Here is a 19,521-nt window from a genome sequence, read left to right on the forward strand (position 1 = left end):
CTTTTCGAATGACAATCTCGTCAGACTTCGTAAAATAAATAGGAGCAGCATTAGAGCTCTTTCGTACGAAAAGTATCTCCGCCTTCGATCGAGCCGAGCTCGAAGCCTTTATAAAACCATCGCTTTCTCTGCTCGGAAGTTCCATGCGTGAAGCTCTCGGGCACTACATATCCTTGACCTTTTTTCTGAATGGTGTCATCGCCGACAGCGCTCGCCGCATTCAAAGCTTCCTCAAGATCACCCGCTTCAAGCACATTCATATCCTTAGCATGATGGGCCCACACGCCAGCCAGATAGTCAGCCTGTAACTCCATGCGGATAGAATCTTCATTGGACATTTGCCGCCCCGGCGCAGCCTTCCCTGTTCCCAACAGGGTCTGCACATGATGCCCCACTTCATGCGCGATCACATACGCCATTGCAAAGTCCCCGGGAGCCTGAAACTTTTGCCGGAGCTCATCATAGAAGCTTAGGTCAATGTATAGCTTATGGTCACCCGGACAATAGAACGGCCCCACCGACGAACCGGCAGTTCCACAGGCCGACTGGACGCTGTCCGTGTACAATACCAGTATCGGCTTTTCGTATTCCAAGCCTTCCTGCTCGAATAGCTCTGTCCATACTTCCTCCGTATCTGCGAGGACAACGGATACGAATTGCGAGAGCTCCTTCTCCTGCTGCGTTTCCTCATATGGAACGACGCTAGAGCCTGTATCCATATTTAGCAGCTCTCCTGGATTTCCGCCTAGCAGTGTCACTATAAGTAAAATGATTATCCCGCCAATTCCGCCTCCGACGAGTGTTTTGCCTCCTCTTCCTCGTCGGTCCTCCACGTTCGCGCTTCCTCGTCTTCCCTTCCACTGCATAGCGATTCACCCCTTAGTCATGAGATTCGTTGATTGCACACAATTACTCATGTCTAAGTTATTTACCCACGATTGCTAGATTTATTCGAGCTAGTTAAAATTAACAAAAACAGGGCTTGCCTTGATACAGCCAGCCATTCCGCTAAATTTCCCTGTTATAAATTTTATGGCTTAAACACTAGCTTTTTGGCGGCGCATAGAGAATTCGGTCGAAATTTTACATATATAGGTCTGCAAGAATCTAGTAATTGCTGGTATAATAGTAGACCTACATAGCCTAAGAATACTAAAGGAGACTTGTATGAAAAAAATTGTATACCTAATGATTTTGATCTGTGGGTTGATTAGTATTTCCGGTTATACACCAAGCCGGGCGGAAGCAAGCGGTAGTTATACAGCCAAGGTATACACCGACTCCTTGAATGTCCGCAGCGAGCCATCGCTTGAAGCGTCGATTGTGGGTGCTTTGAGCAATCGCGAGACCGTCACCGTTTCGGATGAAGCGCACGGCTGGCTGCGCATCAAGTCAGATCGGGTCTCCGGATGGGCTGCAGGTTATTTTTTCAAGAAGGTCGATGGCAGTATCGTAACGATATCGGCGACAGAGCAAGCGGACAGTGTGCAAACGAGTTCTGCAGCCAACCGTGCGACTGTGCTGGCGGATTCGCTGCGAATCAGGGCCGGCGCCGGATTGAACTATAAGGTTCTTGGAGGCCTAACCAAGGGTGAGACTGTTACGATAATGGACAGCCTGGAAGGTTGGGTTCAGATCCAGACTCCGGATGGGCAAACCGGCTGGGTATCTGATCGTTATATCGCGAAAGACGCAATACAAACGGCAGCGGTTTCTTCGGAAAAATCGAATGGACTTCAAGGGAAGGTAATCGTCATTGACCCCGGTCATGGCGGTGACGATCCCGGAGCGATCGGAATGAAATATGAAACGATGGAGAAAGAGCTAAATTTGAGCACTTCCTTCTACCTCGAGGATGAGCTGCGCAGCCGCGGAGCGCGCGTCCTCATGACCAGAACGAAGGATGAGGAGAAGCCCAAGCTTTCCGACAGGGTGCAGATAAGCGAATCCGCCGGCGCGGACGCTTTCGTCAGCATCCATTATAATTCTTCGGAGAAAAATACGTCCGGCATACTTACTTTCTATTATTCGGAAACGAAAGATCGGTCATTGGCCCGCGCGATAGAAAACAGACTTGCGGGCGGCATCGGCTTGAAGAGCAATGGGATTTCTTTCGGCAATCTTCACGTTTTGCGGGAAAATGATACGGTATCTACACTCGTAGAGCTCGGTTTCTTGACCAACGCAAAGGATGAATCGATCATCCGCAGCTCCGACTACCAAAAGAAAGCAGCCAAAGCCATAGCGAAAGGGCTGGAGGATTACTTTAGCATGTAACTGCATACTGGGACGAAAGCAGACCGCCAGCTTTGGGCGGTCTGTTTTTTTAATGAAATGAACAAAATCCACAAGAAACTAACCTGTCTTCTAGTGTGACGTCCTATCCATCAAATGACTCTCGTCATCTCAATATAATTACCTTTGTCACTATCTAGGACATGTCAAAGACATTAACATAAGAGTATCTAATTGACGAGGTGGGCGAGAAAATGAACGGAAGCACTTTTTATGTGATGATTGTTTTTATAGCAGCTTTGGTTTTGTGGAGAAGAACGAGAAGCATGTATCGTCCTATACGGGGAAACGGGATTCGACTACTGGTTCCTCTGTTATTCATGTTACCTGCACTGTCTTTGATTTTTAATTCTAACGTACATGAACCAGCTTGGGCTTTTGGGGCTGCCTTCGGACTTGGCATTTTATTTTCCCTCCCATTGATTTGGACAACCAACTATGAGGTAAGAGAAGACAACTTGGTTTATGCCAAGAAAAATTGGGGATTTGTCGCAGTTTTCATAGGCATTGTGTTCCTACGCTTTGCTCTTCGTCAAGAATTATCCGACATAGATCCTCAAGGTAAAACGGCATTGTTCCTATTAGTGGCTTTTGGATATATCATTCCTTGGAGAACTGTTTCGTTTATCAAATTTCGGCGTGTGGTCAACCAATCGTATTCTCCCCAGAATACCACCTTCTAAGCTGATTAATTTGAGCTTGATGATAACGGTTATGGTCTGCCATATGCCATAGGCCCCAACGTTTGGTTGCTTTCTTTTCATTCTCATGCCCAAATGTGACAACTTTATCTAGATCGGCATCTGTTAATTGCGCACACGAATCCTTCAACATCATAAATACATCTTCATATTTAGAAATAAGTGTGTTCAAAGATATCCCTTTGATCATTGGGAGCCTATTATTTTCATCTATCATGGGGCCATATTGCTCTTTTAATGACTGAGGAAGCGGCAGTTCTTTTATTCTATAAACCCAATTCAAATCAACATACATGATATGTTTTATTAACTGAGCGGTACTATTAAAATTGTTATTAGGCCCCTTGTAATCTACTTCTTCTTGCGACATGCCATCCGTTATTAATTGTAGTCGTTGGCTATTCTCTTTTACGGCAGAATATAATATTCCCACAATAGGCGGCATATTGGCTTCACCTTTTAAATCGTAAATCATCCTAGCTCTCCCTCCTCTTTTTTCGCACACTAACTTCGTAAACACTTCAATATTATCCTTTTTACATATTCGTGTATCGATTGAACTCTCCTGCACGTTAGCTGAGCGAGGCTGACGTTTCATGCAAAAAGCCCCCGTCTTCATGAAGTGCACCCCTTATAGTAGACATTGTAAAAACACCCTGGTGTTTAAACCGATGAAACTATAGGGGGTGCTTTTCGTTATGGCGAGAAAAGGACAGAAATTTGAGAAGTATAGTTTTGAATTGAAGAAGAAGGCTATTGAGCTACGACATGGAGGTATGACCAAGCAGAGGGTGGCGGAAGAGCTTGGGATCGCAGATATCGGGCGTTTAAAGGTGTGGATGAGGAAGTATAAAGAGCAAGGCGATTATGGACTTATGGAACACCGAGGCAGACGAGTACAGTACAAGGATCAGGAAAGTTATCTTAAGCGATTGGAGATGGAGAACGCTGTCCTAAAAAAGTGGTTAGAAATTACGAAGAAGGAGGTATACCAGAGAAGTATCGGCTCGTCTGCGAACTTCGTGAAGGTTTTAGTGTCAAAGAACTCTGTAAAGAAATCGGTGTCTCCCGAAGTGGATTCTACGCATACTTGAAGCGACTGAAAACAGATGAGAATAAGGAGGATAAACAGTTAATTCGTGACACTTTTGAATACTATAGAGGCGTGTATGGGTACCGCCAAATTCAATTGTTCATGTTCCAAGATCATGGCGTGTGGATGAACCATAAGAAGGTTCTCCGGCTCATGCAAGAAATGGAGCTGCGCTCTAGAGTACGTCGTAAATACCATCACAGTACTCGAAGCTGGAACATCGGTGATCGCGTTACGAAGAACATACTGGAACGTAACTTTCAAGCGGAAGCACCCAATCAAAAATGGGTAACTGACGTCACACAGTATCGAATTGGTGATGTTTGGTTGTATCTCTCCGCCATTAAAGATTTGTGTCAGAACGAAATTGTCGCTTACCAAACCAGTCATCACAATGACAAGCAACTTGTTCTACAGACGTTCTCTAAGGCGTTTGAAAAGGAAAAGGACGTGGCTGGGCTGATCGTTCACAGCGATCAGGGGTCCCAGTACACGTCCTACGATTACCACGACATGCTGCCAAAGGTTGGCGCCCAAATCAGCATGTCCAGGCGAGGCAATTGTTACGATAATGCCTCAATGGAGAGCTTCTTCTCGCATTTGAAGACAGAAGCGCTCTATCCTTATGATATTCGATCAGTAGAAGAAGCACAAAGCCGAATTGAAGAATATATACACTTTTACAACAATAAGCGTCCACAAAGAAAACTAAACAAGCTGGCTCCGATTCAGTACCGGCTCCAGCTTGTTAGGTAGGGTCTTTTATTCAGTGTCCGCTATATGGGGTCTTGACCATCAAGACGAGGGCTTTCTTATTGAACGTATGGGTCATTTATCTAACCATGTGCGCATCATAGATAACAAATGCGCGCTGTTGACCGGTTTTGTGATGTAATCCGAACAGCCGGCTTCGAGGCATAGTTCCCGGTCTCCCTTCATGGCTTTCGCCGTGAGTGCAAGAATGGGAAGGTTCTTGAATTTCGCCATCTGCCGGATAGCGCGGGTCGTTTCGTAACCGTCCATTCCCGGCATCATGATATCCATCAGCACGATTTCGATGTCCGGTGTCTGTTCCAGGAGGCTGATGGCATCCTGGCCGGTCTCCGCCGTAATGACTTTCATATGATGGCGTTCCAAAATCGAGGTGAGCGCAAAAATGTTCCGGATATCATCATCCACAACAAGCACTTTCTTATACTCGATCATTTCATCCGAATTATGCAGTTTAACCAGCTTGTCCCTTGAGGCGGACGGCAAGTTCTCTGCCTTGCGGTGCAGGAAGAGGGTCGTTTCATCGATCAATTGGACATTCGATTTCACCTCTTTGAGAACCGCCATTTTGACCAACTCATCCCACTCGTTCTCCTCCGCCGGCGTCAACTTCGTACTCAGGCGGGCTATGACGGGAACCCGTTTATTTTTGGCGTTCTTGTGCATATCTCGGACGAACCGGATGAGATTCAAATCCGGCATGCTGTTGTCTAATACAACACAATCGAAATCTTTTGAGTTGATCTGGTTCAAAGCTTTGCGCCCCGTGTCCACTGCCGTGATCTTGAGATCCTGATTGCTAAGCAGGTCGATGATTTGCTTGCGCTCTTGCTCATCATGGACGGCCAACAGCAGGCTTTGAGCCTTCCTGTCCGCAAATTGGTTCAAACGATCCAACGCGTTCTCGAGCTCTTCGTTCGTCACCGGTTTCCGGAAGTAATCATGAACACCCTTCTGCAGCAGGTGCACCTCGTCCTCGTCGACTGTCATGACACAAATCGGAATATGGCGCACCTGGATATCGTTCTTCAACTGCTCAAGCACCAGCCAACCATCGGTATCCCCAAGATGCAGATCCAGCGTTATAGCAATCGGCTTGTACTTATGAACGAGTTCCAAGGCATCCAAACCGCCGGTCGTAATAACAGCTTTGATCCCTTTCTTATGGAGAAGATCGAGAATAATTTCATTGAACTTCTGGTCGTCCTCAACAATCAGGAATACACGGTCTTCCGGCTTGATGTTATCCCGGTCGTCAATCAAAGCGTCAACCGCAGGTTTGGCCAGGTTGCTTCTACGTTTGGGCGGGGTAATATCAATCACCTCCGGAACATGTAACCTTTTCGGCTCCGGTTCCGTGAATTCCGCTTCGGTTGGAAGGTACAGATTAAATACGCTTCCCTTGCCCACCTCACTGTACAGGGTGATTTCTCCGCCCAGCATCTCGGCAATCTCGCGGGATATCGCAAGACCCAAGCCCGTTCCGCCATATTCCCGGTTCGTGCTGCCGTCCGCCTGCTGGAAGGCTTCAAAAATGATCTGCTGTTTTTCATGTGGGATGCCGATCCCCGTGTCGCTGACAGAGAAGCAAATGACCGTTTTGGCACGATTCAGCGATACATTTTCCGGATGCCAGCCCTCGCTCGCTTTCCGGATCAGGAGCATGATCTGTCCTTGTTCCGTGAATTTAAAGGCGTTCGAAAGCAAGTTTTTCAAAATTTGCTGAAGCCGCTTGAAGTCCGTTACGACGCCCGCCGGCACGCCGGGATTAATTTTGATTCGGTAGTCCAGCTTCTTAGCGTCCACCATGTGGCGGAAGGTACGGTCGAGCCCGTCTGTCAGTTCCGCCAAAACGACTTCGCTGTAATCCGGCGTAATGGTGCCCGATTCGATTTTGGACAGATCGAGAATATCATTAATAAGGTTAAGTAATTCGAGTCCGGAGTCCTGAATTGTCTTCGCAAACTTCACCTGTATCTCGTGAAGATTTTCATCCGGGTTCTCGGCAAGCTGTTCTGCCAGCAACAGCAAGGAGTTCAGAGGGGTACGAAGTTCGTGCGACATATTGGCCAAAAATTCGGATTTGTACTTGGACGTGAGGGCAAGCTGTTCCGCTTTCTCCTCCAGGTACCGCTTGGCCACCTCTACCTCATGGTTCTTGCTTTCCACTTCCGCCTTCTGCAGCACGAGCAGCTTCGCTTTATCCTCGAGCTCGTCGTTCGTATTCCGCAGCTCCATCTGCTGCTTTTGGAGCTCTTCGGTGAGAGACTGCGATTGGATCAGCAGCTCCTCTGTGCGTTGGTTCGCCTGCATCGTGTTAATCACGATTCCGATGGATTCCGTAAGCTGATCCAAGAATGCGATGTCGATATCACTGTATGGGCGGAAGGAAGCGAGTTCCAGAATGGCGAGCACCTGATCTTCGAAAATGATCGGCAGCAAAATAATGTTGAGAGGCGTAGCTTCTCCCAAAGCGGACGATATCACGACATAGTCACCCGGCACGTTGGTAAGCAGGATCCGCTGTTTCTCGATCAGGCACTGGCCGACCAGCCCTTGCCCCGCTCGGAATTCATTCGCCAGATGTTTGCGGCTTTGGTAAGCATAGCTCGCAAACAACTTCAGCACCGGTTCGCCGTTAAACGGTTCATTGATGTAGAAGACGCCATGCTGCATGGACACGAGCGGAGCCAGCTCGGACAGGATCATGCGGCTGACCGCATACAAGTCTCTTTGTCCTTGCAACAGCCGCGAGAATTTGGCAAGGTTGGTTTTGAGCCAGTCCTGGTCCGTATTGATCCGAGTCGTTTCCTTCAGGTTCCGAATCATTTCATTGATGTTATCTTTCAGCGTCGCGACTTCTCCGGATGCGGATACGTCGATGGCACGTGACAGATCGCCCTTCGTCACCGCTGTTGCGACGTTGGTGATGGCGCGTACCTGAGTGGTCAGCGTGCTCGCCATATAGTTAACGTTATCGGTGAGGTCGCGCCAAGTACCGGCTGCGCCAGGCACGTTCGCTTGTCCGCCCAGTTTTCCTTCGGCTCCTACCTCCCGCGCCACGGTGGTTACCTGGTCGGCGAAGGTGGCCAGCGTCTCGATCATATTGTTGATTGTATCCGTCAGTTCGGCGATTTCGCCTTTGGCTTCCACGGTCAGTTTCTGCTTCAGATTGCCGTTCGCAACCGCGGTCACGACCTTGGCGATCCCGCGCACCTGATCCGTCAGGTTGGTCGCCATGATGTTAACGTTGTCGGTGAGGTCTTTCCAGATCCCGCCAACGCCGCGCACCTGCGCTTGTCCGCCCAGCTTGCCGTCCGTGCCTACCTCGCGCGCCACCCGCGTAACCTCGGATGCAAACGAATTGAGTTGATCCACCATCGTGTTGATCGTGTTCTTCAGTTCCAACAGTTCGCCTTTTACGTCTACTGTAATTTTCTTGGACAGATCCCCATTCGCAACCGCCGTTGTAACGCCGGCAATGTTACGCATCTGAATGGTCAAGTTGCTGGCCATGTAGTTAACCGTATCGGTCAAATCTTTCCACGTACCGGAAACATCTTTAACCTCCGCTTGCGCGCCGAGTTTTCCATCCGTGCCGACCTCGCGCGCTACGCGCGTAACCTCGGATGCGAAGGTCGAGAGCTGGTCCACCATGGTGTTGATCGTATTCTTTAATTCAAGGATTTCGCCTTTGACGTCGACGGTGATTTTCTTGGATAGATCGCCTTTCGCTACCGCCGTTGTAACGTCCGCGATATTCCGCACCTGGTCCGTAAGATTCCGAGCCATGTTATTAACGCTTTCGGTCAAATCTTTCCAGGTTCCGCCGACCCCTTTCACCTGCGCTTGTCCGCCCAATTTCCCGTCCGTGCCTACCTCGCGCGCCACCCGCGTAACCTCGGAGGAGAACATCGAGAGCTGGTCCACCATCGTGTTAATCGTATTTTTGAGCTCGAGGATTTCTCCTTGCACATCCGCCGTGATTTTCTTGGACAGATCGCCGTTCGCGACCGCCGTCGTCACGACGGCGATGTTGCGCACTTGGTTGGTCAAGTTCGAAGCCATATAGTTAACGCTCTCGGTCAAATCGCGCCATGTACCCGCCACGCCTTTAACTTGGGCTTGTCCGCCCAGCATGCCCTCGGTGCCAACCTCTCGCGCCACCCGCGTAACCTCGGATGCGAAGGTAGAGAGCTGATCCACCATCGTATTGATTGTGTTCTTGAGCTCAAGAATTTCGCCTTTCGCATTTACCGTGATCTGCTTGGATAGATCGCCTTTCGCTACCGCCGTCGTCACCTCGGCGATATTACGCACCTGATCGGTCAGCGTACCGGCCATAAAGTTAACGCTGTCAGTTAAATCCTTCCAAGTGCCGGATACCCCCTTAACATCCGCTTGGCCGCCAAGGATCCCTTCCGTTGAAACCTCCCGCGCCACCCGCGTAACCTCGGAGGCGAAGTTGCTGAGCTGATCCACCATGATGTTAATTGTGCTTTTCAACTGGAGGATCTCGCCCTTCGCATCAACGGTTATCGTCTTCGACAAGTCGCCCTTAGCCACGGCGGTTGTCACTTCCGCGATGTTACGCACCTGATTGGTTAAGTTAGACGCCATGTAGTTTACGCTTTCCGTCAAATCCCGCCATGTGCCGGATACGCCTTTAACGTCCGCCTGCCCGCCGAGTATCCCTTCCGTACCGACCTCGCGCGCCATCCGGGTAACCTCGGAAGCAAAGGTCGACAATTGATCTACCATCGTGTTGATTGTGTTCTTCAATTCCAGGATTTCGCCTTGCACATCAGCGGTAATCTTCTTCGACAGGTCGCCATTGGCGACCGCTGTGGTAACAACCGCGATGTTGCGCACTTGGTTGGTCAGGTTAGACGCCATGTAGTTTACGCTTTCGGTTAAATCCCGCCAAGTACCGGATACGCCTTTTACGTCCGCCTGCCCGCCGAGTTTGCCCTCCGTGCCGACCTCACGCGCCACACGAGTAACCTCGGAAGAGAACATGGAGAGCTGGTCTACCATTGTATTGATCGTATTTTTAAGCTCAAGAATCTCTCCCCGCGCATTTACCGTGATTTGCTTCGATAGATCACCGTTTGCGACGGCTGTTGTGACCGCCGCGATATTACGCACTTGATCCGTGAGGTTTGTCGCCATGTAATTCACGCTGTCAGTCAGATCTTTCCAGGTGCCTGATACGCCTTTGACGTCTGCCTGGCCGCCCAAGATCCCTTCCGTACCGACCTCTCGCGCCACACGAGTAACCTCGGAGGCAAAGGTGCTGAGCTGATTCACCATCATGTTGATGTTGCTCGCCGTTCTCTGGAACTCACCGGTGAGGGCCCGTCCTTCGATTTCCAGTTCCACCTTTTGGGACAGATCGCCTTTGGCAACGGCGTTAATAACCCGAACCATCTCGCTCGTCGGCTGGATTAAGTCGATGACCAGACCGTTCAACGAATCGGTGACCGTATCCCATGATCCACCCAAATTTTTCTGCACGAACCTTCTCGAAAGATTCCCTTCTTTTCCGACAACCTTGGCTACCGTCTGGACTTCATATACCAGACCTTCCTGAATATCCATGATCTCGTTAAACGTATCCGCTACCTTGCCGGCCACGCCCGTGCGGTCATAGGGCAGTCTGTAGGAGAAGTTGCCTTTCTTCATCGCCATTAAGGCGTTGAGCAGCTCACCGACGTCAATTTGATCGTCATTCTTTTCGTTGATTTGGTTTTGATCACTCATATCCTCAACCCTGCCCCTTTTTCAACATATATTTTTGAATGACCTGTTTCAGATCGTCCAAACGAACCGGCTTGGCGATAAAATCATCCATGCCCGAGGATAAACAGCGCTGCATCGTTTCCTTGGAAACGTTCGCCGTCATGGCAATGATCACAGGATGCTTGTCCGTAACATTCGTTTTGATTTCTTGCACTGTCTCCCAACCGTCTTTGAATGGGATTTGAAGATCAAGGAAAAGCAGGTCGTAAGACGTTTGTTCCAAAGCTGCCAGCACCTCTGGGCCGTTCTCCGCCAAATCAGCGGAGAAACCGAGCGCTCCCAGCATCTGTTTCATCAGCCTCCGGCTTACGTTGTCGTCTTCTCCGACCAAGACGCGAATCGGAGCCGGCGTATGGCTTTCGATCGTGATTTCCGTTATCACCGGCTTCCGATCCGACTTGTCCTGAGGCTGAGCGGGAGGATCTGTGCCCATGAGCGGCTTGACAGCAATCGTAAAAATAACCGTCGCGCCGGGCTCATTCGACGGTTCTACCCGTATCGTGCCGCCCATTAGTTCAACTAGGGATTTGCTAATCGATAATCCGAGTCCCGTGCCTCCGAACTTACGTGTGGTTGAGGCATCCAACTGGGAGAACGGCTGAAACAGTTCGTTTATCTTATCCGAAGGGATTCCTATCCCGGTATCTTTAATCATAAATTCAAGCGTAAGCGAATTCTCCGTCTCCGCCAGCAAGCTAACCATGATGTACACACTGCCCACATGCGTAAATTTCACGGCATTGCCCACTAGATTATTCAACACCTGACGGAGACGGTTCATATCTCCTTTTAAATAAGCCGGCAGCGACGGATCAACCACTACCACCATTTCCAGATTTCGTTCCCTGGTTTTGGCCGTAAACAAATTAATCGTTTCAATTAGGCACTGCTGAAGGGAGAACGGCTCCTCCACCAATTCCATCTTACCGTTCTCGATTTTGGAAAAGTCGAGAATATGATTGATGACAGAGAGCAGTGCATTGCCGCTTGTGTGGATGATCTCCGCCATCTCGGAGTATTCTTCCGGCAAATCGGAGGCAAGAAGCAGTTCCGACATGCCAATGATCCCATTCAATGGAGTCCGAATTTCATGGCTCATCATGGCCAGAAATTCCGATTTCACGCGGGATGCGATTTCCGCCGTTTCCTTGGCCTGGCTGAGCGCCTGATTGGTTTTCTCCATCTGCCACGTTTGTTTCTTCAACATTTCGCTTTGGATCTGAAGGGTTTTGTTCGCTTCATACATGCTGACGTAACCTTCGATTTTGGATTTGAAAATTTGCGGAACGAACGGTTTCGTCATATAATCCATAGCGCCGACGGAATAGCCGGCAAAGCTATGCTCCATTTTATTGCTCGCGGCCGTCATAAAGATGATTGGCACGTATTTGGTTTTCTCTCGGGTCCTGATAATGCTGGCCGTCTCGAGCCCGTCCATTCCCGGCATTTGCACATCCATGACAATGACGGTAAATTCCTCTTCCAATAAACATCGCAAAGCTTCCATACCGGAATATGCCCGAACCAGACGATAGGGTTCTCCGCTGAGAACCGCCTCAATGGCAACCAAGTTTTCCGGGTGATCGTCTACGATCAGGATGTTGACTGGAAAGTCCATGGCGCCCCTCACTTTCCAACTCTTTTTTTGCTTTCGTTTATATTTCTAAAATATAGGCTATATACCCATAATTCCTAATATTGAAACTTACATTTCGAAAAACTTTTTTTGATTCCGAATCCTTGGTTTTCGTGGTTTTTATTTCAATTACAACCATCATGGATCGCTAGATTTGGACTAAAGTGTCCGATAGCTCAACGAGGCTGCCGTTGCATGCCGGCAGCCTCGTAGTGATTGTTAAGCTATGGTTTCATGTTAACTTGTTATATTCTTCTCTGCGTTGCCTGTCGGTCCAGTATTGCGCCCTATGCTATTTACTTATGTTCCCCAGGTATTTCGAATGGTTTCTTCCAAGCCTGTTCTTATGTTGTAGGCCGGACGCCAATTGAGCAGTTGTAATGCCTTTCGGTTATCCAGACAGCTATGCTTAACATCACCGGGATTTCCTGGCTTGTAAACCAATGGAATCGGCGCTCCGACAATTTCTTTAAATAAGTCTGCAAGCATGCGGATCGAAGTCGATTCACCCGTGCTGATATTAAACGTTTGCCCATCTCCCTTTTGCATGGCCGCCGCATTGGCGGAGACGATATCCCGAACATAGATGAAGTCCCGCGTCTGTAAACCGTCTCCATGTATAGATAAAAGCTCCGATCGCTGCAAGCGTGACAGGAATACGGCCACAACTCCGCCTTCCCCTTTTGGCTGCTGCCCCGGACCGTACACATTTCCGTATCTGAGAATCGTATAGGAAACTCCGAATAGCTGGCGATACATTTCCATATATTGCTCCGATGTCCGTTTGGAGAGTGCGTAAAATGAAACCGGTGAAACCGGATCAACCTCTGAAATCACATTTTTCTCCAGTTGGCCATAAACACCGGAAGTAGAAGCAAATATAATTTTTCTAACATTACTTTGCCGGCACGCCTCCAGCATATGGATCGTCCCCATTATGTTGCTGTCCGCATCCAGGCTAGGGTTCTGAATCGATTTTTGCACGTCCGATTGCGCTGCAAGATGAAACAAATAGTCCGGCGCTATATGCCGTACGAGATTAACGGAGTCCGCATCCGAAATATCTTGAATATGGAGAACGGCCGATGCGGGAACATTTCCATTCTCTCCAGTATGCAGATCCAAGATGTGTACCTCTGCATGCTCCCTGAGAAAATAGCGGACCAAATGAGAGCCGATAAATCCCAAACCACCCGTGACGATTATTCTCATGTGTTCCCCTTCTTCACCGTTTGGATATAAAGGGACCGAATTCGTCGTGAAACATTATTGACGGAATATCGATGAACGGTCATTTTGCGCCCCATAGCACCTAGTTCTTTCGCCCATTGCTGATTGGATAGAACCCTTCCGATATCGCGGGCAAGCTTAGCCGCGGTAACCGGATCTTTCCCTCCATGATCCCCGAATTGGTTGGATAAAGACTCCTTCAGATTACTTGGGGTTACAATGCCAAAGTAACCCTTCACTCCTGCCGCAATGATCGTTTTCCCGCATGACATTGCCTCATTAGCAACGGTTCCGGTGGCGACAATGACGTCGGCAGCACCATATAAAAATTGAATTTGCCTTACTGCCGGCTTCACGATAATTGCCCGTCTCCCGATTCTGCGATTTGCCGTTTCAGCTTGCTTTATCAGGTGTTTGCGGTAAGCTCCAGGCCCGGCCAGTACGAATATACTTTTCTCACGCTTTAAAGCAACAACCTCACCGGCTGATATGACCTTGCGGGCGATGGGGTATTTATCCCCGTCGAAACGGCTAGCATAGGCCGTAACCTCCCATCCTTGGGGAATAGCAAGCTTCCTCCGGCATTGAACTCGTGATTGAGGACTGAAACGGACGGTGTCAATGCCAATCGGGATATGAACGACCTTCGAAGCGGGGATATTCAGGCTCCGTACCCAGGCCTGTAATCGCTGTGTTACAACAATAATTTTGTTTGCACCTTTAGCTGCTTCTAACAAAGGAGGAACGCCATGATAGCGTCCATGAACCGTAAGCACCGAAGTTACTTTAGATATACGGAGTAAGCTGGCTGTAAGACGATAGCTCAGGGTATCGTGCGCATGAATCAGCTGATAGGACTTCGTCTTGATCGTCTTTGTCAGCATCGAAACCATTTCACTATGCTTCGCATTAGGAGGGAACAGATGGACCGGAATGTCATATTTGAGGAATTCGGCCGTCAACGGACCGCTATGTGCTGCGATGCCGACATGGACTCCCAGCCTCTTTAATGCACGTGCCAGGTTGAGCACATAATACTCGGTCCCGCCTATATTCATTCGATTGAAGAGCATGAGAACGTTTATCGTAATCCTCCTCTGCTGGTGAATATCTAGCCATGAGATCTCAAAGATAAATTATTCTAAAGGGAAGTGCGGGGTTTGTTGATTAGCCTATGAAACACTCACTGCCTATTCCTTTATTTTACGGTGTTTTCAATGAATAGCCCTATGAGTACTGTATGGATAGGATAAAATATCAATAAAACAAATAAACCCGCGTTTCCAATAGGAAAAGCGGATCTATTTGTTTTCAATCCATTCGTTTATGTGGAATGAAGGGGACTGCTCTGTCATCTCAACAATCGATCCCTAGGATGCTCCGAGAGGACCGAGTCGAATAACTCGCGCACCGCGGGATGCGTGGATGCTGCAAGCTGGGATTTATCGCTGCATAGCTCCACAATTTGTCCTTTGTCCATTACAGCGAGTGAATCCGAAATCACATGGGCCGCCTTTATATCATGCGTAATAAAAAGATACGAAAGGCCTAGCGTCGCTTTCAGCTCACTCAGCAGACTCAGGATCCGAGCTTGATTCACCGTATCGAGGCTGCTGACAGCTTCGTCCAATACGATCAGCTTCGGTTTCAAGGCGATTGCCCGCGCGATATTAATACGCTGAAGCTGGCCGCCGCTGAACGTATGCGGGTATTTCCGCATATCGTCTGCCTTTAACCCGACTGCCTCGAGCAGTTCGCCAACCCGTCGTTTTCCTTCGTCTCGTGTGAGTTTCTCGTAATTATTGAGCGGCTCCGCGATGATCTGCTCAGCCGTCATTCGCGGATTGACCGAGGAATAACAATCTTGAAACACCACCTGCAAATCCCTGCGAAGCTGCCTTGTTGCTTGTGAATCTGCGTTGTACAGGTCGTGGCCCTGGAAGATAATCCTCCCCTGACGCGGCTCTTCCAAGCCAAGAATAACCTTGCCCAGTGTACTTTTGCCTGCTCCGCTCGTTCCGAGCAAACCCAGGCATTGCCCGCGTTCAATCTCAAATGACACATGTGAAAGCACGGTCGATAAGCCTCCTGACCCCCACAGCCGTTTGGATGAACGGTACGCATGTGAGATCTCCTCAACCTGTAAAAGACTCATCCAATCTTCTCCTTTCTTCTTGATGCCAGCAGGACAAGCAGCAAGGCTGCCAGCCCGATCCCTATACAGCTCGAGAACATCACTCGATACGAATAGCTATCCGCGATGAAACTAAGAACCATTGTGCCGACAGACGTGCCGAAATCAGCAGCTGCAATAAACAGCCCCAGCCCCTTGCCCCGGGCATGTTCAGGCACGATAAACGTTACATAGGTCACCAGAGTCGGATACAGCATTGACAATGCGCAGCCGCTGCAAATGGCAGCAAGCACCAGTAGAACCGGCGATCCCCCGAACCGAATCAGCGTCGCTGATACCGTCAGGAGCAGAATGAAGATCGCGATCATGCGAATCGGAAAATATCCGTTTGTCGGAATCTTCTTGCGTCCCATAAATCGCAGCGATACCAGAACAATCGTCTCGGTCAAGAAGAACAGGCCCGCGTAAGGCATACTCTTCTGCTGCAAATAAAGAGGCAGAAAAGAAGCTACCGTACCGATGATTACGGAAGCAAGCAGCATGATCATCGAAGGATGTAGCAGCTTGGGATCGTTCCACGCTCTGTACGGCTTTTCATCCGCCGCCCCATCCGTTCCCGGTTGAGCGTTCATGATGCGTTCCGGAAGCTTAATGGTCATCCCGACAAGCAGCGTCAGAAATGCAAGCGGGATGAGCGCACCAAAGAGGTAGGACATCGGCACACGGTCCGCAAAATAAATAACCAGAAAGGGCCCGTAAGTATAAGGCAGCATGGAGGAGAGCGAGAAAAGCGACATTCCTTGTCCCCTGCTCTTCTCCGGCAGCGCCTCCACGATCATTAGATGAAGCACCATAGAGACAAACGAGAGAATGACTCCCTGCGCCATCCGCAGGGCAGCAAACACAGCTAATTCGTCGATCAAATAAAGTGATATGACGGCTGTATGCAACAACAAAGCAGCAGTAAATACTCTTCTGGTTCCCAGTTTATCGACAATTTTTCCGGCTGCCGGCCGCAAAAACATTGAGGTAAACATGTACGCGCCCATAATCAGACCGATTTGAGACGGGCTCGCTCCTAGCTTGTGCGCGTGAAGCGGAAGAAGCACAAGCAGCGTATGGCTCGCCGTATAAAACAACAAGGAAACGATATAAATCCTAATAGCATTCGTTCCAAAGGGACGATTCTCCGCGTCCGTCTGCAACTGCTTTTGTATCTGCTGGCTCATGCGTGTACGAGCTCCGTTAATGGCTCAGACACACTTGATTTCAAGTTTGGCCGTGCCTGCAGAAGCTGCTTCGTGTACTCATGCTTCGGATGATCGAACAACGTATGCACATCCGACCTTTCGACAATCTGCCCCTGCTGCATAACGATCACATCATCAGCCAGTTCCGCAATAACGCCCAAATCATGAGAGATCAACAAAACCGCGGTGCCTTGGCTTTGGCGCAGCCGGTCCAGCTGTCTCAGAACCTGCAGCTGATTAGTTGCATCCAGCGCTGTCGTTGGCTCATCCGCGATGATAACCGCAGGCTTCAGGCACATAGAAATAGCGATCATCACACGCTGCAGCATCCCCCCGCTCAGTTGGAACGGGTATCGCCGCATCAATTCAGCGGGATTCGGCAAGCGGACATCCTCCATCGAGGCAATAGCCAGTTCTGCCGCTTCACTCCTGGCCATGCGGGAATGCGTTCGAATCGTCTCGACAAATTGGGAGCCAATCGTGGCGACAGGCGAGAACGCATTCATCGGATTTTGCACAATAAGCCCAATTTCTTTCCCTCGAATTGATTGCAGGGCATTAGGCTTCATGCCAATCAATTCGTTTCCATTCAGTCGAATACTTCCCTCAATGCTCGTTTGTTTCCGATCAAGGAGCTGAAGCAGCGCAAGACTTGTTACTGTCTTTCCGCTGCCGCTCTCGCCTACAAGGCCAAGCACCCGGCCAGGCTGCAGTTCGAAACTGATCCCATGGACGAGAGAAGCGGTGCCATCTGGCGTTTTCGCTTGCACCTTCAGTCCGTTTACTTCCAATACAGGCCCCGATTGCACCATTAAAGCTCTCCGTCCTTCCCAAAACGCTTCTTGACGCCAAGCCGTTCCGACAACGCTTCACCAAGTAGATTAAACATGACAACAACAAGCAAAATGAGAAGCCCCGGGTACATCATAAGTTCCGGGTTACTCCGGATATAAGCTTTTCCTTCATGAATCATAGAGCCCCATTCAGGCGATGGAGGCTGTATGCCAAGCCCTAGAAAGGAAAGTGCCGCGATGTCCATAATGGCCCAGCCGATCTCAAGCGTTCCCATGACAACAATCGGCGGAAGCACGTTCGGAATGATATGCCTCCGAATGATATTCCACTGTGAGGAACCGCTGATCCGTGCTGCGGCAATAAAGTTTCGCTCCTTTAAACTAATTACCAATCCCCTGAACATACGGGCATAATATACCCACTGCACGAGCACCATTGCCAGCACGACCTGCGCAAGGCCCGGACCGAACACGCCGACCAAACCAAGCACGAGCACGAGTGTCGGAAAAGCCATGACACCTTCGCAAAACCGCATGAGCATATAATCCATCCATCCGCCAATGTACCCCGACAAGGTTCCGATAAACAGCCCGATCCCGAGCGATGAAATGAAAATGAGCGAAGCAAAGCCTAGCGAAACACGCGCTCCGTATAACAGACGGGATAGCGTACAGCGCCCCAAATGGTCTGTGCCCAGCGGATATTCCCATGAAGGCGGGCTTAGCTTAAGAGCCAGGTTCACCTGTATGGGATCATGCGGCGCGATCCAGGGTGCAAGAACCGTCAGCAGAAACAGCACGAACAAAGCAACGGAGCAAGCTATTGCGATTTGGGGGCTTCTGATGCCGGCTCGTAAGGTCGCAATCATCGCTGAGCCCTCCCTTCCCTGGATATGCGAGGATCGAGCACCATTTGCAGAAGGTCTACGATCAAGTTGCAGACGATGAACAAAATGGCCGAGAGGAGCACATAGCATTGAATAACCGGTATATCCCGGTTAAAGATGGCTTCAATAAAATACCTCCCGAAGCCCGGCCAGGAGAACACTTCCTCTACGATGATCGTACCGCCGAGCAATTTGCCCATGTTCATCCCGAGTCCTGTCAACATGGGCGAAATCGCAATTCTCAGCACATGCTTGCCCAGAATAACCCGCTCTTTCATTCCTCTGGTTCTCGCATACAACACATAAGGCTCCTCCAATTGCACCAGGACAGTCGTGCGCAGCAGACGGGAATAAATAGCGATCAACCCCATTGCCAGCGTTAACGAAGGCAGTACTAAATGCATCCACGTGCCTGTACCCTGGACAGGCAGAAGATCCAGCTTGACGGAGAAAAAGAAAATGAGCAAATACCCCAGCCAGAACTGAGGTATCGATGCTCCAAAAAAAGCAATAAGCCTGCTCATATGGTCGACAATGCCGTTCTTGTACATAGCCGAAAAGAAACCGATTGGAACGCTAATGATTACGGCTAAAACAATGCTGCCGAACGCCAGTTTAAGCGTGGCAGGGATACGCATGGCTATCTCATCCCAGACCGGCTCATTCGTAAGATAAGATGTACCGAACTCAAGCCGGCACATCTTCATCAGGAATTGGGCGTATTGAATGGGAAGAGGCTGGTCCAAGCCGAACTCATGTCTTTTCTGCTCGAGAATCTCGTCGGTCGGATGAATATGTGCCGCAACCAGATAGGCTTCGGCCGGATCGACCGGCGAGAGATGGACTAAGATAAACGCCAGCAGCGTGGCAAAGAAAAAGAGCGGTATGACGGCAAGCAGCCGTTTTCCAATAAAGCTGCCCATGAATG

15 protein-coding genes are annotated in these 19,521 nt (G+C 49.5%); 4 read left to right on the forward strand and 11 right to left on the reverse strand.

The genetic code is table 11. The features are described from left to right. Positions 1-50: 50 nt before the first annotated feature. Entirely contained in the window at positions 51-866 is an 816-nt protein-coding gene (locus ACN6MW_RS08930) for a neutral zinc metallopeptidase (RefSeq protein ID WP_419875158.1), read from the reverse strand. Between the two features lie 301 nt (positions 867-1,167). Between ACN6MW_RS08930 and ACN6MW_RS08935 the strand changes: the two genes are divergently transcribed. Then, positions 1,168-2,277: an N-acetylmuramoyl-L-alanine amidase gene (locus tag ACN6MW_RS08935; protein WP_419875159.1), complete on the forward strand. Its 1,110-nt coding sequence runs from the start codon at positions 1,168-1,170 to the stop codon at positions 2,275-2,277. A gap of 212 nt (positions 2,278-2,489) precedes the next feature. Further along, on the forward strand, positions 2,490-2,978 hold the full coding sequence (locus ACN6MW_RS08940; RefSeq protein ID WP_419875160.1) for a CcdC family protein: 489 nt from the start codon (positions 2,490-2,492) through the stop codon (positions 2,976-2,978). Here the strand turns inward: ACN6MW_RS08940 and ACN6MW_RS08945 are convergent. Further along, complete coding sequence (locus ACN6MW_RS08945) at positions 2,941-3,471, reverse strand: DinB family protein (protein WP_419876307.1); 531 nt, start codon at positions 3,469-3,471, stop codon at positions 2,941-2,943. The genes ACN6MW_RS08940 and ACN6MW_RS08945 overlap by 38 nt on opposite strands. A 223-nt stretch (positions 3,472-3,694) precedes the next feature. Between ACN6MW_RS08945 and ACN6MW_RS08950 the strand changes: the two genes are divergently transcribed. Beyond that, positions 3,695-4,090: a helix-turn-helix domain-containing protein gene (locus tag ACN6MW_RS08950; RefSeq protein WP_419876518.1), complete on the forward strand. Its 396-nt coding sequence runs from the start codon at positions 3,695-3,697 to the stop codon at positions 4,088-4,090. After that, complete coding sequence (locus ACN6MW_RS08955; RefSeq protein ID WP_419876248.1) at positions 3,985-4,845, forward strand: IS3 family transposase; 861 nt, start codon at positions 3,985-3,987, stop codon at positions 4,843-4,845. The genes ACN6MW_RS08950 and ACN6MW_RS08955 overlap by 106 nt, the downstream gene beginning before the upstream one ends. Positions 4,846-4,917: 72 nt before the next feature. On the opposite strand, the gene ACN6MW_RS08960 is transcribed toward ACN6MW_RS08955, so the two are convergent. From ACN6MW_RS08960 to nikB, 9 genes are all read right to left on the reverse strand, one after another. After that, positions 4,918-10,623: a HAMP domain-containing protein gene (locus tag ACN6MW_RS08960; protein WP_419875161.1), complete on the reverse strand. Its 5,706-nt coding sequence runs from the start codon at positions 10,621-10,623 to the stop codon at positions 4,918-4,920. Positions 10,624-10,627: 4 nt separating this feature from the next. Beyond that, on the reverse strand, positions 10,628-12,280 hold the full coding sequence (locus ACN6MW_RS08965) for a response regulator (protein ID WP_419875162.1): 1,653 nt from the start codon (positions 12,278-12,280) through the stop codon (positions 10,628-10,630). Positions 12,281-12,598: 318 nt separating this feature from the next. Then, positions 12,599-13,510, reverse strand: coding sequence for a GDP-mannose 4,6-dehydratase (locus tag ACN6MW_RS08970; protein ID WP_419875163.1), 912 nt, complete (start codon positions 13,508-13,510; stop codon positions 12,599-12,601). Then, positions 13,507-14,601 carry a glycosyltransferase family 4 protein gene (locus ACN6MW_RS08975; protein WP_419875164.1) on the reverse strand — a complete coding sequence of 365 codons (1,095 nt, stop codon included), beginning with the start codon at positions 14,599-14,601 and terminating at the stop codon, positions 13,507-13,509. The genes ACN6MW_RS08970 and ACN6MW_RS08975 overlap by 4 nt, the downstream gene beginning before the upstream one ends. Before the next feature lie 278 nt (positions 14,602-14,879). Next, positions 14,880-15,683 (reverse strand): nickel import ATP-binding protein NikE, encoded by an 804-nt coding sequence (gene nikE, locus ACN6MW_RS08980; RefSeq protein ID WP_419875165.1) that lies wholly within the window; start codon positions 15,681-15,683, stop codon positions 14,880-14,882. Further along, on the reverse strand, positions 15,680-16,891 hold the full coding sequence (cntE, locus tag ACN6MW_RS08985; protein WP_419875166.1) for a staphylopine family metallophore export MFS transporter CntE: 1,212 nt from the start codon (positions 16,889-16,891) through the stop codon (positions 15,680-15,682). Before cntE ends, nikE begins: the two co-directional genes overlap by 4 nt. Beyond that, entirely contained in the window at positions 16,888-17,724 is an 837-nt protein-coding gene (locus ACN6MW_RS08990; RefSeq protein ID WP_419875167.1) for an ABC transporter ATP-binding protein, read from the reverse strand. Before ACN6MW_RS08990 ends, cntE begins: the two co-directional genes overlap by 4 nt. Then, positions 17,724-18,575, reverse strand: coding sequence for a nickel ABC transporter permease subunit NikC (gene nikC / locus ACN6MW_RS08995; RefSeq protein ID WP_419875168.1), 852 nt, complete (start codon positions 18,573-18,575; stop codon positions 17,724-17,726). Before nikC ends, ACN6MW_RS08990 begins: the two co-directional genes overlap by 1 nt. Continuing rightward, positions 18,572-19,516: a nickel ABC transporter permease subunit NikB gene (gene nikB, locus ACN6MW_RS09000; protein ID WP_419875169.1), complete on the reverse strand. Its 945-nt coding sequence runs from the start codon at positions 19,514-19,516 to the stop codon at positions 18,572-18,574. Before nikB ends, nikC begins: the two co-directional genes overlap by 4 nt. Positions 19,517-19,521: the final 5 nt, after the last annotated feature.

It is taken from the genome of Pristimantibacillus sp. PTI5, assembly GCF_048572955.1.
Lineage (GTDB): Bacteria > Bacillota > Bacilli > Paenibacillales > Paenibacillaceae > Pristimantibacillus.

What these genes read in the sequence shown, in the direction of transcription:
- ACN6MW_RS08930 (WP_419875158.1), bottom strand. Translation starts at nt 866, where the DNA reads ATGCAGTGGAAGGGAAGACGAGGAAGCGCGAACGTGGAGGACCGACGA.
- ACN6MW_RS08935 (WP_419875159.1), top strand. Translation starts at nt 1,168, where the DNA reads ATGAAAAAAATTGTATACCTAATGATTTTGATCTGTGGGTTGATTAGT.
- ACN6MW_RS08940 (WP_419875160.1), top strand. Translation starts at nt 2,490, where the DNA reads ATGAACGGAAGCACTTTTTATGTGATGATTGTTTTTATAGCAGCTTTG.
- ACN6MW_RS08945 (WP_419876307.1), bottom strand. Translation starts at nt 3,471, where the DNA reads ATGATTTACGATTTAAAAGGTGAAGCCAATATGCCGCCTATTGTGGGA.
- ACN6MW_RS08950 (WP_419876518.1), top strand. Translation starts at nt 3,695, where the DNA reads ATGGCGAGAAAAGGACAGAAATTTGAGAAGTATAGTTTTGAATTGAAG.
- ACN6MW_RS08960 (WP_419875161.1), bottom strand. Translation starts at nt 10,623, where the DNA reads ATGAGTGATCAAAACCAAATCAACGAAAAGAATGACGATCAAATTGAC.
- ACN6MW_RS08965 (WP_419875162.1), bottom strand. Translation starts at nt 12,280, where the DNA reads ATGGACTTTCCAGTCAACATCCTGATCGTAGACGATCACCCGGAAAAC.
- ACN6MW_RS08970 (WP_419875163.1), bottom strand. Translation starts at nt 13,510, where the DNA reads ATGAGAATAATCGTCACGGGTGGTTTGGGATTTATCGGCTCTCATTTG.
- ACN6MW_RS08975 (WP_419875164.1), bottom strand. Translation starts at nt 14,601, where the DNA reads ATGCTCTTCAATCGAATGAATATAGGCGGGACCGAGTATTATGTGCTC.
- nikE (WP_419875165.1), bottom strand. Translation starts at nt 15,683, where the DNA reads ATGAGTCTTTTACAGGTTGAGGAGATCTCACATGCGTACCGTTCATCC.
- cntE (WP_419875166.1), bottom strand. Translation starts at nt 16,891, where the DNA reads ATGAGCCAGCAGATACAAAAGCAGTTGCAGACGGACGCGGAGAATCGT.
- ACN6MW_RS08990 (WP_419875167.1), bottom strand. Translation starts at nt 17,724, where the DNA reads ATGGTGCAATCGGGGCCTGTATTGGAAGTAAACGGACTGAAGGTGCAA.
- nikC (WP_419875168.1), bottom strand. Translation starts at nt 18,575, where the DNA reads ATGATTGCGACCTTACGAGCCGGCATCAGAAGCCCCCAAATCGCAATA.
- nikB (WP_419875169.1), bottom strand. Translation starts at nt 19,516, where the DNA reads ATGGGCAGCTTTATTGGAAAACGGCTGCTTGCCGTCATACCGCTCTTT.